Origin of the sequence: Micromonospora sp. NPDC005686 (assembly GCF_042871665.1) — a bacterium.
GTDB lineage: Bacteria > Actinomycetota > Actinomycetes > Mycobacteriales > Micromonosporaceae > Micromonospora.
The window spans coordinates 537366-552126 of the sequence record NZ_JBIAIY010000003.1; the positions used below are offsets into that span (position 1 = coordinate 537366).

Below are 14761 nucleotides of genomic sequence, written 5' to 3' on the forward strand. Positions count from 1 at the left end.
GGTCAGTCCCAAGGGCTCTGCGTGCCGTCGAACTCCTCGAAGACCAGCCAGGTACGGGTGGACAGCACACCGGCGATGCTCTGCACCCGGTCCAGCACCACGTCCCGCAGCGTCGCGTTGTCCGGCGCCCGGACCAGTGCGAGGACGTCGTGCTCGCCGCTGAGCAGCGCCGCGTGCTCGATGTAACGGACCCGGGCCAGCTCGGCGGACACCTCCCGCCAGGTGTTCTGCTCGATGGTCAGCGCGATGTACGCCGACGTGCCCAGCCCGGCGGGCTCCGGCGCGACCCGCGCGGTGAACCCGGTCAGCACGCCGTCGCGCAGCAGCCGCTCCACCCGGGCGTACGCGTTGGTGCGCGAGACGTGCACCCGTTCGGCGAGCGTACGGATCGACGTCCGGGCGTCGCGGACCAGCTCGCGCAGGATCCGCCGGTCCACCTCGTCCAGCGGCCCGGCCGAACGTCCCGTTCCGCCCGGCGCACCCGGTGTGGTGCCGGTCTCCTGGCTCACCTCAGCCACCCTCCCGTGCCATTCGTCCCGCGTTCATCCCGCATGTTGAGTCAATCATCCACTACCGGGAGCATGGGGCCACCACACGTCCAGGAGGTCCCCGCCGTGACGACCACACCCCAGGCGGTCCGCAGGGCATCCCCGCGTACCCGCCGGAAGACCACCCCGGCCGCACCCGACCCGTCGGCCGGCTACATGCCGCAGCGGGAGCCGGTCCGGCTGCTCGAACCGGACGGGACCCCGCTGCCGGCCCGCGACGACTACCCGGAGCCGCCGGTCGAGGCGCTGCGCGAGATGTACCGGCGGATGGTCGTCGGCCGCCGCTTCGACGTGCAGGCCACCGCACTCACCAAGCAGGGCCGCCTCGCCGTCTACCCGTCCGCGCGCGGCCAGGAGGCGTGCCAGATCGGGGGCGTCCTCGCGCTGCGCGACACCGACTGGGTGTTCCCCACCTACCGCGAGTCGATGGCGCTGATCGCGCGTGGCCTCGACCCGGTCGAGGTGCTCACGCTGCTGCGCGGCGACTGGCACTGCGGGTACGACCCGGCCGTCACCCGTACCGCGCCGCAGTGCACCCCGCTCGCCACCCAGTGCGTGCACGCCGCCGGACTGGCCTACGGCGAGTCGTACCAGGGGCGTGACACCGTGGCGCTGGCGTTCATCGGCGACGGCGCCACCAGCGAGGGCGACTTCCACGAGGGCATCAACTTCGCCGCCGTGTTCAAGGCGCCGGTGGTCTACCTGGTGCAGAACAACAAGTACGCGATCAGCGTGCCGCTGTCCCGGCAGACCGCCGCGCCGAGCCTCGCCTACAAGGGCGTCGGCTACGGCGTACCCAGCGAGCAGGTCGACGGCAACGACCCGGTGGCCGTCCTGGCGGTAGTGGAACGCGCCGTCGCGCACGCCCGCGCCGGCAAGGGCCCCTACCTCATCGAGGCCCACACCTACCGGATGGAACCGCACACGAACGCCGACGACCAGACCCGCTACCGCGACGCCGACGAGGTCGAGGCGTGGCGCGACCGCGACCCGATCGCCCGGCTCGAGGCGTACCTGCGGGCCAAGGGCGTGCTCGACGACGCCGCCGTCGCGGCGGTCGCCGAGGAGGCCGAGGAGTACGCCGCGGCGCTGCGCCGCCGGATGGACTCCCAGCCCACCGTCGACCCGCTGAGCCTGTTCGACCACGTCTACGCCGAGCCGACGCCGCAACTGGCCGAGCAGCGCGAAATGGTCCGGGCCGAGCTGGCCGCCGACGCGGAGGGGGACGCCTGATGGCCACCATGACCATGGCGAAGGCGCTCAACGCGGCGCTGGCCGACGCGATGCTCGACGACGAGCGGGTGGTCGTGTTCGGCGAGGACGTCGGCCAGCTCGGCGGCGTCTTCCGGATCACCGACGGGTTGCAGGCCCGCTTCGGCGACAAGCGCTGCTTCGACACGCCCCTCGCCGAGGCCGGCATCGTCGGGTTCGCCGTCGGCCTGGCCATGTCCGGGCTGCGGCCGGTGGTCGAGATGCAGTTCGACGCGTTCGCGTACCCGGCGTTCGAGCAGATCGCCTCGCACGTGGCGAAGCTGCGCAACCGCACCCGTGGCGCGCTGAGCGTGCCGATCGTCATCCGGGTGCCGTACGCCGGTGGCATCGGTGGCGTGGAGCACCACTGCGACTCGTCCGAGGCGTACTACGCGCACACCCCCGGCCTGAAGGTGGTCACGCCGGCGACTGTGGACGACGCGTACTCGCTGCTGCGCGCCGCCATCGACGACCCCGACCCGGTGGTGTTCCTGGAGCCCAAGAAGCTCTACTTCACCAGCGCCGAGGCGGAGCTGCCGGCCCGCACCCCGCCGATCGGCGCCGCCGTGGTCCGCCGCCCCGGCACCGACGCCACCCTGATCGCGTACGGCCCGGCGGTGCCGGTCGCGCTGGCCGCCGCCGAGGCCGCCCGCGAGGAGGGCTGGGACCTGGAGGTGGTCGACGTACGCAGCATCGTGCCGTTCGACGACGCCACCGTCACCGCCTCGGTACGCCGCACCGGCCGGTGCGTGGTGATCCAGGAGGCGCAGGGCTTCGCCGGGGTCGGCGCGGAGATCGCCGCCCGGGTGCAGGAGCGTTGCTTCCACGCGCTGCACGCACCGGTGCTGCGGGTATCCGGGCTGGACATCCCGTACCCGGCGCCGATGCTGGAGCACACCTACCTGCCCTCGGTCGACCGGGTGCTGGACACCGTGGCCCGCCTGCAGTGGGACGACCAGCCCGACACGCGGTGGGTGGCGGCATGAGCGAACGCACCGAGCGGAGCGAGGGCCGTGAGGCCATGCCCGGCCGGAACGGCATGAGCGAACGCACCGAGCGGAGCGAGGGCCGTGAGGCCATGCCCGGCCGGAACGGCATGACCACGGCTGTGGGGACCCGGGACTTCCTTCTGCCCGACCTCGGGGAAGGGTTGAGCGAGGCGGAGATCGTCGAGTGGCGGGTGACCGTCGGCGACGTGGTGACTGTGGACCAGACGGTGGTCGAGGTGGAGACCGCCAAGGCCGTGGTCGACGTGCCGTGCCCGTACGCCGGCCGGGTCGTGGCCCTGCACGGCGCGGCCGGTGAGGTCCGCCCGGTGGGCCAGCCGCTGATCACCATCGCCCCGCTCGACGACGCGTCCGACCCGCACGCCACCTACCGCGAGGAGGAGCGGGCCGGGTCCGGCAACGTGCTGATCGGGTACGGCACCGGCCACGGCGGCACGGGTCGGCGGAGGCGCCGGCCACGACTGGCGCTGGCTCCCGAGCCCGGCACGCCGGTTCCGGCCGGCACGCCGGTTCCGGAGGGCCGGACGGCCGATGCGGCACCGACCGGCGGATCGGCGGTGGCGCCGCTGGTCATCTCGCCGATCGTGCGCAAGCTGGCGAAGGAGCGCGGCATCGACCTGGCGTCGCTGCGCGGCACTGGACCGGGCGGCGTGATTCGCCGGGCCGACCTGGACGCCGCCGTGGCCGCCCCCGCTCCGGTTGCCCGGCTCGCGGCGGTGCCGGACGCCCCGGCAGCGCACGCCGGGCTCGCTCCGGCCGGCGACGGTGACACGGTCATCCCGCTCACCGGCATCCGCAAGGTGATCGCCGACAAGCTCTCCCGGAGCCGCCGGGAGATCCCCGAGGTGACCATCTGGGTCGACGTGGACGCCACCGGCCTGCTGGAGACGCGCGCCGCGATCAACGCCGCCACCCCGGAGGCGCCGGTGAGCATCCTGGCGCTGCTGGCCCGGATCTGCCTCAGCGGCCTGCGGAAGTACCCGCAGCTCAACGCGCATGTCGACACCGAGGGGCAGCGGATCATCCAGTCCGCGGGCGTGCACCTGGGCATCGCCGCGCAGACCGACCGGGGCCTGGTCGTGCCGGTGGTGCGCGACGCGCAGCGGCTGACCACCCGGGAGCTGGCCGCCTCGCTCGCCGAGACCACGGCGGCGGCCCGGGCCGGCACGCTGCCACCGGCACGGCTGACCGGCGGGACGTTCACCCTCAACAACTACGGCGTGTTCGGCGTGGACGGCTCCACGCCGATCATCAACCACCCGGAGGCGGCGCTGCTCGGCGTCGGCCGGATCGTGGACAAGCCGTGGGTGGTGGACGGGCAGCTCGCCGTCCGCAAGGTGACCCAGATCAGTCTCACGTTCGACCACCGGGTCTGCGACGGTGGCGTGGCCGGCGGCTTCCTGCGCCACGTGGCCGACTGCGTCGAGCAGCCAGCCCTGCTGGTAGCCAACGTCTGACCCGACCTCCTCCGGCCCCGGCCCCCACCACGAGGGCCGGGGCCGCACACGTCCCCGGTGACCCGTTCTCGATCTTGCACTCGCTGCCCCCGATGTGCCCGATTGGCACCTTTTTGGAGGGCCGCAACTGCAAGATCGCGGCAAGTGGTGCGGTGGCGTGGGCGAGAGCCGGGTTGACTGAGCTGCGGCGTCCTCACCTCCGCCCTCTCTGCGTCGATCATGAGGTTGACGGGGAGAAAGCGGACACATTGCGCGGCTAACCATGATCGACAGGGCGGACCGGGCCGGAGCGGGGCGGGCAAGGGGCGGGCGAGGGCGGGCGAGTCGGCGGGCGCGGGCGGCGGGGAAACGGGCGGCGGGGGCGTGGGGCGCAAGCTGGCACGGGAATTACCTGTCCGGCATGATTCGCGCAGCCGTTTCCGAGCAATTCCGCCGAAGGTGCCACGGCGCGCTCCCGGGCCTACAGAATGTGGGCGAGAGGGCTCGGAAATGGGGGGCGAAATATGTTTGCGAGGCGCCGACTGACGCTTTTCGCGATGACCGTCGCAGCCGCACCGCTGGCGGTCGGCGCGTGTACCGCCGGTCCGAAGCCGATGGCGAAGCGGGCCGAGGCGGCGCCGCCGTCGGTTGCCGTGACGCCGGCCGATCGGACCCGGGACGTGCCGATCAGCGCGGAGGTGGGTACGAAGGTCAGCAACGGCAAGGTGACCGCCGTCAAGCTGACCGACGACAAGGGCAACACCGTGCCGGCCCAGGCCCGTGAGGACGGCTCCGGCTGGGTGCCGGACCGGCCGCTCGGCAATTCCCGGACGTACACGGCCGAGGTGACCGCGACCGGCGATTCCGGCAGGACCGCGACGCAGAAGACGACGTTCACGACGATGGCCAAATCCACCAGACCGGCCGTCACCAGTGAATTGTATTTCCGGCCGAATCAGACGTACGGGACGGCGATGCCCGTCGTGCTCGGATTCGACCCGCCGATTCCGAAGGAGGCCCGCGCGGACGTGCAGCGCCGGCTGTTTGTGAAGACCGACCCGCCGCAGCCGGGCACCTGGTCCTGGGTGGCCGACGGCAAGCAGGCCGAGTACCGGGCGCCGGACCGCTGGAAGCCGGGGACGAAGATCAGCGTGCGCAGCGCGCTGGAGGGGCTGCCCATCGGCAAGGAGGCGATCGGCGACGCCGACCGGGTGGCGAGCGCCAAGGTCGGCCGGCAGGTGACGCTCGACATCGACAACGGGACCAAGCAGATGACCGTCTACCAGGACGGCAAGGCGGTCAAGAAGATCCCGGTCAGCCTCGGCAAGGAGAGCACGCCGTCGTCCAGCGGCAACATGGTGATCATGGAGAAGCACGAGCACACCACGTTCGACACCCGGGGCGAACCGGACGGTGGCTACGTGGTCGACGTGGACGACGCCCAGCGGCTGACCTGGGGCGGCGAGTTCATCCACTCGGCGCCGTGGTCGGAGGGGGAGCAGGGCTCCACGAACACCTCACACGGCTGCACGAACGTCTCGGCCACCGCCGCCGACTGGCTGATGGGTATCACGCAGGTCGGTGACCTGGTGACGGTCAAGGGCACCGAGGTGAAGCTCGACCAGGGCAACGGCTTCACCGCCTGGAACGTCGGCTGGGACGAGTTCGCCAAGGGCAGCGCGCTGCCCGTACCGGCGGGGCTGAAGCCCACGCAGAGCCCCACGCCGCACCCGGGCGCGGTGGCCGGTGGGTCGTCACCGGCCCCGTCCCCCTCGCGGAGCAACAGCGGCGGCTGAATCTGGGGAGGAACGGCCCCGGGGCCGGCCCGCGGAGGCGGGCCGGCCCCGCGCCGCGCTCAGTCCAGGTCGACGCGGGCCACCCCGATCGCGGTCAGGCTGCCCAGCCAGAGGTGACGGCCGTGTTGCCGCACGCCGGTGACCATCGGGTACGCCCCGCTCGGGCCGTGCAGCGTACGCAGTACCCGGCCCTTGCCGTCGACCAGCGCGACCAGCCCGTAGCGGCGCGGCTGCGGCTGGACCGCGTCGGGCAGCAGGGCCACGATCTGCCGGACCCGGGGATGCGGCAGCAGCCGTTCCATGGCCCGCAGCCGAGGGCTCGGCAACGCGACCCAGTAGGTGCCGTCGCCGACGCCGGAGACGTTGTCCGGATACGCGGGCAGGTCGGTGAGCACTGTGGCCCGCCCGCCGGGCAGGTCCACCCGCAGCAGCCGGTGGGTGGCGGTCTCGGCGAGCATCAGCGCCGACTCGTCCGGGCTGAGCGCGAGCCCGTTGGGGAAGTAGAACCCGTCCGCGACCACGTCGGTGCGGCCGGTGCGCCTGTCGTACGCGAGCACCCGCCCGTTGGGCCGGTGTTCCAGCAGGTCGCGCTTCCAGTGCGAGAGCGGGAACCGGTCGGAGGAGTCGGTGAAGTAGACGGTGCCGTCGCCGGCCACCGCGGCGTTGTCGGCCAGGTGCACCGGCGGCGCGGTGCCGGTCAGCTCGTGCACCCGGCCGGCCGGGTCGACCCGCAGCAGCCCTCGGTACGCGTCGCAGACCAGCAACCCGCCGTCGACCGGATCCCGCTCGATGCCCAGCGGCCGGCCGCCGGTCTCGGCCAGCAGGGTGGGCGGCGTGCCGGGCGGGGAGTCGGCCGGCCACCACCAGAGCCGGCCGTCCTCGTCGCCGCTGACCACCCGGCCGTCGCCGTCGACCACGACGTCCTCCGGGCCGTGCCCGCCGGCCGGCAGCGGCAGCAGGTCGGCCCGGTCGAGCCGGGTGTCGGCGGGCGCCCAGGCGCCGGTGAGCGGCGGCGGCACGGTCGCCGGCTCGCGGACCGGCCGGATCAGCAGGGGCGCACGGAGGCGGGGGACGGCCATCGGCTCATTGTGGCCCGGCGGCGCCCCGCGCGGCAGCCCTCGACGGCGTTTCGCCCTGGCCCGGGGGTGTGGCGGGGGACTGCGGGATGACCCTGAGGCGGCTCGGGGTCGGGTCCCGGACAGTACCCGGAACCACTGTCCGCGAGGTCGGGAAATGTCGGTGGGGGCGGGTAGGTTTGGCCGCATGGAACACAGCGGTGAGCGCTTCCACGTGGTGACTGACGTGCACGATCACATGGTCGAGCTGCGTCCGGTCGGCGAGATCGACATCGCCTCCGTGGCGGCGTTCCGGGCCGCGCTCTGGGCGGCCCCCGCCCGGCCGGTGCTGCGGGTCGACCTGTCCGGTGTGCGGCTGCTCTCCGCCGCCGGGGTGCGTGCGCTGGTCGCCACCCACCTGCGGGTGCGGGCCCGGGGTGGCGAGCTGGTGCTCACCGACCCCGACCCGGTGGTGGCGCGGGTGCTGCGGGTGACCGGCCTGCACCGGGTGCTTCCGGTGCGCTGCTCCGACCGCGCGCCGGCCCTGGCCGGCCACACCCGCGAGCTGGTGGCCTGCGCGGCCTGAACGGGCGCGCAGCCGGCCTGAGCGCGGCGCCGGGCCGCCGGCGCGGAAGCCGACAGCCCGACGCCGGACGGCGCCGCGTTCAGCGCACGCCGAGCAGGTCCACCACGAAGACGAGCGTCTCGTTCGGCTTGATGACGCCGCCCGCGCCCCGGGCGCCGTAGCCCAGGTGCGGCGGGATGGTGAGCCGGCGGCGGCCGCCCACCTTCATGCCCACGACGCCCTGGTCCCAGCCGGCGATGACCTGGCCGCCGCCGAGCGGGAACTCGAACGTCTCGCCCCGGTTCCACGAGGCGTCGAACTCACGGCCGTTCGAGTGGGCCACGCCCACGTAGTGCACGCTCACCAGTTGGCCCGGGCGGGCCTCCGGGCCGTCGCCGACGGTGATGTCCTCGACCACCAGATCGGCGGGCGGGGCGCCCTCGATCGGGCCGACCTCGGGCTTGTCCATGAACGGTCTCCTCGGATGCTGACGGTGTGGTCACCGTCGATCCTGCCGGATCGCGACCGGCCGATACGCGCCGGTCCCCGCACACCGGCGTGGCGGGGACGACGAGAGAGGGCGGGCGCCGCCTGTCGGCGACGCCCGCCCCGGGGCGGGCTGGTTCACTTCAGCCAGGGCAGACGCTGGACCAGGGGGAGCTTCGCCCAGATCCGGCCGAGGCCGAGGGTGTTGCCGGCGCCCACCAGGGCCAGGCCGGCCAGCAGGCCCGCGTAGATGAGGTGGTCGTCCATGAAGGGGTTGTTCGCCGGGGGCAGCACGGCCGTCCACATCAGGACCAGGAGCAGTCCACCGGCGACGGCGGCGAGCCGGATGCCGATGCCGAGCATGAGCGCGACACCGATGCCGAGCAGGCCGAGCATGAACATCCAGTCCGCCCAGGCCGCGCCGGCCAGGTTCTGGTAGAAGTTCGCGAACGGTCCCTCGACGGCGTGGCCCAGGAAGCCCTTGGTCGGGCTGCCGCCGTTGATCCAGGCGCCCTTCGCCGGGGTCTCGTGGCCGAGGCCGAACATCTTGTCGAGGAAGGCCCAGAGGAACACCCAGCCGAGGGCGAGCCGCAGACCGGCCCACACGTACCGGGTGGCCTTCTGGCGGGTGGTCTCGATGGGCGTCGCCGGAGCGGTGGTGACGGCGGGAGTCCGCTCGATTGTCGCGGTCATGGTGTCCACGTCCCTTCCTGTGCCTCGCACCGCGCTTCCCGGTGGCACATTCATTCCACCGCCACGCCAGATCCGGCAGCAGGGCCGAGCGGTGCCCTCGTGACCAGGCCATTGGTCCCGTCCCTACCCGGTCCGGTCGGCCCGTCACGGCCGGTCCGGCGCCCCTGAACAGGGCGTACGCCGGCCGCCTACCGTCGCAGGTGAAAGCCCGGCACGAGGAGGTCGTGATGAGGACGTGGCAGGTGACCGACGTGATGACCAGGGACGTCGCCACGGTGACGGAGGAGACGCCGTACCGCGAGGTCGTCGACGTGCTGGTCCGGCAGCGGATCAGCGGCGTGCCGGTGGTGGACTCGTTCCGCCGGGTGCTGGGGGTGATCTCCGAGGCGGACCTGCTGCACAAGGTGGAGCGGTCCGGCCACCAGGACGAGCGGCGGGTCTTCGAGGGACGGCGTCGCCGTGCCGCGCGGGAGAAGGCGGGCGCGCTGGTGGCCCGGGACCTGATGACGGCGCCGGCGGTCACCACCCACGAGCGGGCCTCGCTCGCGGCGACTGCCCGGCTGATGGACCACGAGGCGGTCAAACGGCTCCCCGTGCTGGACGACCTGGGCCGGCTCGCCGGCATCGTCACCCGCGGTGACCTGCTGCGTGTGCACCTGCGCACCGACGCGGAGATCCGCGAGGAGGTGGTGCACGAGGTGCTGCGCCGGGTGCTGTCGGTCCGCGACGGCCTGGTCACGGTTCAGGTCCGCGGCGGCGAGGTCACCATGGACGGACGGCTGGACCGGCGCAGCGCCGTCGAGCTGGCCGGCCGGCTCGCCGCGCAGGTCGCCGGCGTCGTCGCGGTGCACAACACGATCGGGTACGACACGGACGACACCACGCTGATGGAGCTGGACCCGGTGCACGCCACCCCGGTCGCCTGAGCGCCGCCACCGGAGGCCCCGCCGGTCAGGTGGGGCCCTCGGTGGCACCCGCGAGCTGGGCGGCGAGCAGCGCCGGGGCCCCGGCCAGCGAGGGGCCGTACCAGGTGAGGTGCCGGCCGGACACCAGCGCCGCCGGCACTCCGGGGAACGCCTCCGGCCCGTCGTCGGCCGTGAACCGGTACGGCTCGTCGGGCAGCACCACCAGCTCCGGCGCGCGGGTGCGCAGCTCGTCCAGGCTCGGCCGGGGATAGCGTTCCGGGTCGTCCGCCCAGCCGTTACGGACGCCGAGCCGGGCCAGCACATCCCCGGCGAACGTGTCCCGCCCCAGCACCACCCACGGACGCCGCCACACCGGCACCACAGCGGTGCGGACGCGCCCCGGCGCGGGCAGCGTGGCCCAGGCGCGGCGGGCCTCCCGCAGCCAGTGCGGCTCGTCCGGCTCGCCCAGCGCGACGGCCAGCTCACCGAGCTGGTCGAGGGCCTCCGGCACGGTACGCGGGAAGGTGACCCGCACCGGCACCCCGGCCGCGCGCAGCGCCTCGGCGTCGGCCAGCCGGTTCTCCTCCTCGTTGAGCAGCACCAGATCCGGCTCCAGCGCGAGTACCCGGTCCAGGTCCGGGTACTTCGTGCCGCCGACCCGGGCGACGTCCAGCCCGGCCGGGTGGGTGCACCAGTCGGTCGCCCCCACCAGCACCTCCGGGCGGGTGGCCGCGACCGCCTCGGTCAGCGACGGCACCAGCGACACCACCCGCACCGCGCGTCCTTTCCTCGTACCGTCAGCGGGCCGGCTCGGCCACGGCGTCGGCGTTCTCCGGCGGCAGGCCCGCCACCGGCACGCCCTTGCGGACCGCCCAGTCGACTGCGGCGCGCAGGTCCGCCGTCGGCAGCGGCCGCCGGGTGGTCACCCCGACCGCCGCGTGCACGATGTACGCCATGAACGGGTACGACCGGGCCAGCGCGCCGATCGCGTCGTGCAGCCGGCGTACCACCTCCAGCGCGGCCGGTTCGTCGAGCCCGGGCAGGAGGAGCTGGAACTCGTTCTCGGTGACGCGCACCGCGCGGTCGACCGGTCGCAGCGCGGCGGTGATCGCGGTGAGCACGGCGTGCCCCTCGCGGGCGACACCGCGGCGGCCGAAGCGTTCCGGCGAGCCGGGCGGGGCGTCCACCCGCAGGCCGACGAGCGCCACCGGCAGCGTGCCGGAGGCGGTCACCCCGTCCGCGCCCGACCACCGGGCGAGGCCGGGTTCGTCAAGCATCGTCTCGGCCGGCAGGACCTCCCGGTTGTTCCGGTCGCCGCGGCGGGCCAGCAGCCGCAGCGCCGCCTCGGAGCGCGGTTCGCCAGGACCGGCCGGGATGTCCCGCACCCGGGCGATCGCCTCGTCCAGCGCGGCGCGTGCCGCGGCGGGCAGCCGCTCGGCGAGCTGTTCGCGCAGCCGGATCGTCTCGTGCAGCGCCTCGTCGCGGCGGAAACCCCAGCGCCCTTCGAACAGCCGGCCGGACTCCAGCGTCGGCGCGGGCGCCACCTCGGCCTTGTCGTGCGCGACGACGGTGGCGCCGAACCGGGGGCTCAGCGCCACCACCGTCCACTCCCGGGCCAGTGCCTCGGCCTCGTCCAGCGCCACGCCGTAGGCACCCTCGGGCAGGTCGGAGGGCGGTCCGCCGACCATCGCCACCACCGTCGCGGCGGCGCGGCCGGCGATGCGCCGGTAGGCCTCGCGCTCCCGGGCGAAGTACGGCAGCCGCTGGAACAGCGCGAGCACGACGAGCGGGCCGTCCTCGGCCTCGGCTAGCGCCGCGCGTTCGATGGCGTGGGAGACGGCGACGAGGCTGCGTTTGGTGAACTGTTCCGGGGTCCGTCCGCTGTGCACGGGCAGAGCCTAGAGGGACGGGGGCGGCAGCGCACCGGTCGACCGGACCGGCTGCGCCGCACCGCCTACACTCGGGCGTCGACCGGACGAGGGAGATCGGGGCGAGATGACGAGCACAGGCGGCGTGACCGCCTCCTGGCTGCGGCCGATCCCGTCCGGCGTCGCGCCGTACCTGGCCCGTGCCAGCCACCTCGGCCACGCCGGGCGGCGGCTCGGCGAACTGGTGCAGGGCCGACCGCCCGGCGTCACCGGCAGCCAGTGGAGCGCCGCCGGACGGGCGTCGCTCGATGTGGTGGTCTGCGCCGCCGGCACCGGGCTGCCGCGCTTCGCGGTGCGGTTCACCGCGCCCGTCCCCGACGGATCGCCCGCCCGGCGGGCCGAACGGCTGACCGACGCGGTCTGCGCCGCCGTCGGCCTGCCGCTGCTGCGCGTCGAGTCGCCGACGCTGGGCGGCGCGGAGCAGGTCCGCCGGTTCGTCGAGTACGTGCTGGACGCGCGCGCCTACGGCGACGGCACCGACCCGGACGCCGGCGAGGCGGTCGGCTTCCGGGACATCGTCGGCCGGCTGCCGGACGGCCGGCGCGGACCGGTGAACGACCTCGGCGCACTGGCCCGGGCCGAGGCGGTCGAGGCGTACGTGGCGGGCCGGCTCGCCGACCCGATCGTGCGCGGCCTGCACGCGCGCTGGACCGGCGGCCCGGCGGAGGGCTGGGCCTGGGTCGAGGTGCGGCCCGGTCACTGCCTGCTGGAGCGGGTCCGGCTGACCGCGCGCGGCCTGGACTGCGGCGTCGACCCGGGGCGGCTCGCCGAGGACCTGGCCGTGGTGGCGCTGGGGGAGCGGCTGCGTGACCTCGGCGGCGGCGCGCCGACCCTGCTGGAGCGCGCCGAACTGCTGGGGCGGATACGCGCGCTGGCCGCCCGGCGGGACTCCTTCGACGGCGGGTTCGCCTTCGACCACCTCTGCGCCGACTGACACCGCCCGCGCCACCGGGCACGGCGACTTTCGATTTTTCCCGTTCTCCGGTTGAACCTTCGCCGACGGCGCTCCGTACCTCATCGGGAATGGACGCAGATCTTCCCGCCGCGCCCGGACGGCGCGGAGACGGTGCGGAAAGGGCATCGTCGGCCATTGACGCGCGACTCAGCGTCGCAGTGATCTCACACCCCGAATTCGTCGGCCCGCCGGGATCACCAGTCAACTACCGGATCGAGAAGGAGAGCAATTCGATGCGCAGGTCCACACGGGCGCGCCGGTCATCCGGTAACGCGCGGAGCAAGCGGATGCTGGCGGTGGTCGGCACGCTCGCGGTCTTCGGCGGCATCGTCGCCGTCACCCAGATCTCGTCCGCCCAGGACCGGCGGACGACCACCCGCGCCGCCTCGGCGTCCTGCGTGCCCGCGAGCCCGGGGGCGACCGCCCCGGACGGCCAGGGCAGCACCACCCGTACCTGGCAGAACGGCCGTTGGGTCCGCAACCACTGGGGTGACGGTCAGATGTCGCCGGCCGAGTGCCAGCAGACCACCGCCGGCGGCGGCGCCGGCGCGGGCACGCCGACGGTGGCCTGCCCGGATGTCCGGGGCCGGCTGCCGCAGGTGCCCGGCCAGGCCCGGGCCGAGGTGGACCGCACCCTGGCGCTGCTGGAGAGCCAGATCGCCGAGGCGAACCGGCGGCTCGCCGCGGAGGGCCGCAACGGGGGCGAGTTCATCGACAACGCGATCCTCGGCCCGCTGGCGGACAAGCGGACCGCGGCGCTCAACCGGATCGCCACCGCGATCGGCCGGGTAGCCCAGCGCCCGCAGGGTCTGGACCAGTTCGCCCGGTGCGCGGTGAGCGACACCCCGGGCACCGGCGGCCAGAACGGCGGCGGCCAGAACGGCGGTGGCCAGAACGGTGGCGGCCAGAACGGCGGCGGCCAGAACGGCGGCGGGAACAACAACGGCGGCGGCCAGAACAACGGCGGCAACAACGGCCTGAACGTGCTCGCCAAGGACTGCTCCGGCAGCCGGCTTCAGGCCCACGACGGTTTCCAGAACGGCAACCGCTGCGTGAGCACCGCGTTCGGTGAGGTGGGCGCCGCGGCGAACAACCCGTCGCTGCTGATCACGCAGTTCCCGAACCAGGTGCGGCGCAACCAGCCGTTCACGCTGCGGGTGACCACCAAGAACCTGGTGCGGGACCGCTTCCTCGCCGCCGGCCAGGGCGGCTACTACCTGGAGAGCTCGCTGCTGAACGGCCAGGGTCTGGTACGCGGTCACTTCCACACCGCCTGCCGGATGCTGGGCAGCACCCGGCAGCCCCCGAACCCGCAGGACGTGCCGGCGTTCTTCGTCGCCACCGAGGACGGCCGGGGCGGCAACCAGCCGGACGACGTGCTGATCCAGATTCCGGGCCTGGCGCAGTCGGGCCTGGCGCAGTGCGCGGTCTGGGCCGGTGACGGCTCGCACCGCATCCCGATGATGGAGCGGGCGAACCAGACCCCGGCCATCGACGTGGTGCGCATCCGGGTCAACTGAGCGGACGAACGGCCGCGGCCGTCCGGGGACTCCCTCGGGCGGCCGCGGCCGTTCCCGCGGAAGGGCACGGTGGGAGGTGCCCCGGAGGAAATTTTATGCCGGCGGTATCCGGCCGGACGAAAAACATCGACGACAGAAAGTCGCTCGGGGCCACGCCGATTTCTCAGCGTGACCCCGCGGTTGCCCGACGATGAGCCGGGGCTCAGCGGTTCTTGTACGCCTCGACCACCGACACCGGGATGCGCCCGCGCTCGGAAATCTCGAACCCGTTCTTGGCGGCCCATTCCCGGATGGCGCGGTTCTGCTCGCGATCCATTCCGGAGGTGCTCGGCCGGGTCGCGCGACGGGCACCGCGGGTGATCTCGACCCCGCCTCGGCTGATTCGCCTGCCAGCGCTGATGTACGGATCCAGGGCCTTACGCAGGACGCCCGCGTTCTCGTCGGAGACGTCGATCGTGTACGCCACGCCGTCCAGGCTGAACTCGACGGTCCGATCGGCCTTTCCGCCGTCGAGGTCGTCGGTCAGAACGGTGATTACTTTCCTAGCCATCGCCATTACTCCCTGTGTCGGGCGGGGTGTGGCTAAGAGTTTGACCTACCGCGCGGTAATTCCGCA

At 73.8% G+C, this 14761-nt stretch carries 15 protein-coding genes; 8 read left to right on the forward strand and 7 right to left on the reverse strand.

Annotated elements, in window-relative coordinates; genetic code table 11:
- Nucleotides 1-2: 2 nt before the first annotated feature.
- Nucleotides 3-509: an Lrp/AsnC family transcriptional regulator gene (locus ACFYON_RS09605; protein WP_354863614.1), complete on the reverse strand. Its 507-nt coding sequence runs from the start codon at nt 507-509 to the stop codon at nt 3-5.
- A 72-nt stretch (nt 510-581) separates the two neighbouring features.
- Here ACFYON_RS09605 and pdhA point away from each other — a divergent pair, with 72 nt between their 5' ends.
- The 4 genes from pdhA to ACFYON_RS09625 all read left to right on the forward strand — a co-directional run bounded on the left by pdhA (nt 582) and on the right by ACFYON_RS09625 (nt 6038).
- Entirely contained in the window at nt 582-1781 is a 1200-nt protein-coding gene (gene pdhA / locus ACFYON_RS09610; RefSeq protein WP_357707933.1) for a pyruvate dehydrogenase (acetyl-transferring) E1 component subunit alpha, read from the forward strand.
- Nucleotides 1781-2785, forward strand: coding sequence for an alpha-ketoacid dehydrogenase subunit beta (locus tag ACFYON_RS09615; RefSeq protein ID WP_354863610.1), 1005 nt, complete (start codon nt 1781-1783; stop codon nt 2783-2785). The genes pdhA and ACFYON_RS09615 overlap by 1 nt, the downstream gene beginning before the upstream one ends.
- A gap of 110 nt (nt 2786-2895) precedes the next feature.
- Complete coding sequence (locus ACFYON_RS09620) at nt 2896-4263, forward strand: dihydrolipoamide acetyltransferase family protein (protein WP_357708042.1); 1368 nt, start codon at nt 2896-2898, stop codon at nt 4261-4263.
- 503 nt (nt 4264-4766) lie between these two features.
- Nucleotides 4767-6038, forward strand: a complete 1272-nt coding sequence (locus ACFYON_RS09625) for an Ig-like domain-containing protein (protein WP_354863608.1) — start codon at nt 4767-4769, stop codon at nt 6036-6038.
- 59 nt (nt 6039-6097) lie between these two features.
- On the opposite strand, the gene ACFYON_RS09630 is transcribed toward ACFYON_RS09625, so the two are convergent.
- Nucleotides 6098-7117, reverse strand: coding sequence for an SMP-30/gluconolactonase/LRE family protein (locus tag ACFYON_RS09630; RefSeq protein WP_354863606.1), 1020 nt, complete (start codon nt 7115-7117; stop codon nt 6098-6100).
- A gap of 184 nt (nt 7118-7301) precedes the next feature.
- On the opposite strand from ACFYON_RS09630, the gene ACFYON_RS09635 reads away from it, so the two are divergent.
- Entirely contained in the window at nt 7302-7679 is a 378-nt protein-coding gene (locus ACFYON_RS09635; protein ID WP_354863604.1) for an anti-sigma factor antagonist, read from the forward strand.
- A gap of 79 nt (nt 7680-7758) precedes the next feature.
- On the opposite strand, the gene ACFYON_RS09640 is transcribed toward ACFYON_RS09635, so the two are convergent.
- Together ACFYON_RS09640 and ACFYON_RS09645 are read right to left on the reverse strand one after the other, a co-directional pair.
- The gene (locus tag ACFYON_RS09640; protein ID WP_120569670.1) at nt 7759-8127 is read right to left on the reverse strand and encodes an FKBP-type peptidyl-prolyl cis-trans isomerase; all 369 of its coding nucleotides are present in this window, start codon (nt 8125-8127) and stop codon (nt 7759-7761) included.
- A 155-nt stretch (nt 8128-8282) separates the two neighbouring features.
- Nucleotides 8283-8846, reverse strand: a complete 564-nt coding sequence (locus ACFYON_RS09645) for a hypothetical protein (RefSeq protein ID WP_354863601.1) — start codon at nt 8844-8846, stop codon at nt 8283-8285.
- A gap of 218 nt (nt 8847-9064) precedes the next feature.
- On the opposite strand from ACFYON_RS09645, the gene ACFYON_RS09650 reads away from it, so the two are divergent.
- Entirely contained in the window at nt 9065-9763 is a 699-nt protein-coding gene (locus tag ACFYON_RS09650) for a CBS domain-containing protein (protein ID WP_354863600.1), read from the forward strand.
- A 25-nt stretch (nt 9764-9788) separates the two neighbouring features.
- Here the strand turns inward: ACFYON_RS09650 and ACFYON_RS09655 are convergent, their stop codons facing one another.
- Both ACFYON_RS09655 and ACFYON_RS09660 read right to left on the reverse strand, forming a co-directional pair.
- On the reverse strand, nt 9789-10517 hold the full coding sequence (locus ACFYON_RS09655) for a helical backbone metal receptor (RefSeq protein ID WP_354863598.1): 729 nt from the start codon (nt 10515-10517) through the stop codon (nt 9789-9791).
- Nucleotides 10518-10539: 22 nt separating this feature from the next.
- Nucleotides 10540-11631 carry a DICT sensory domain-containing protein gene (locus ACFYON_RS09660; protein WP_354863596.1) on the reverse strand — a complete coding sequence of 364 codons (1092 nt, stop codon included), beginning with the start codon at nt 11629-11631 and terminating at the stop codon, nt 10540-10542.
- A 106-nt stretch (nt 11632-11737) separates the two neighbouring features.
- Here ACFYON_RS09660 and ACFYON_RS09665 point away from each other — a divergent pair, with 106 nt between their 5' ends.
- Together ACFYON_RS09665 and ACFYON_RS09670 are read left to right on the forward strand one after the other, a co-directional pair.
- Nucleotides 11738-12604 (forward strand): DUF2726 domain-containing protein, encoded by an 867-nt coding sequence (locus tag ACFYON_RS09665; RefSeq protein ID WP_354863594.1) that lies wholly within the window; start codon nt 11738-11740, stop codon nt 12602-12604.
- A 254-nt stretch (nt 12605-12858) separates the two neighbouring features.
- Entirely contained in the window at nt 12859-14145 is a 1287-nt protein-coding gene (locus ACFYON_RS09670; RefSeq protein ID WP_354863592.1) for a hypothetical protein, read from the forward strand.
- A 202-nt stretch (nt 14146-14347) separates the two neighbouring features.
- Here the strand turns inward: ACFYON_RS09670 and ACFYON_RS09675 are convergent, their stop codons facing one another.
- Nucleotides 14348-14695: an Lsr2 family protein gene (locus ACFYON_RS09675; protein ID WP_354863590.1), complete on the reverse strand. Its 348-nt coding sequence runs from the start codon at nt 14693-14695 to the stop codon at nt 14348-14350.
- Nucleotides 14696-14761 lie beyond the last annotated feature (66 nt).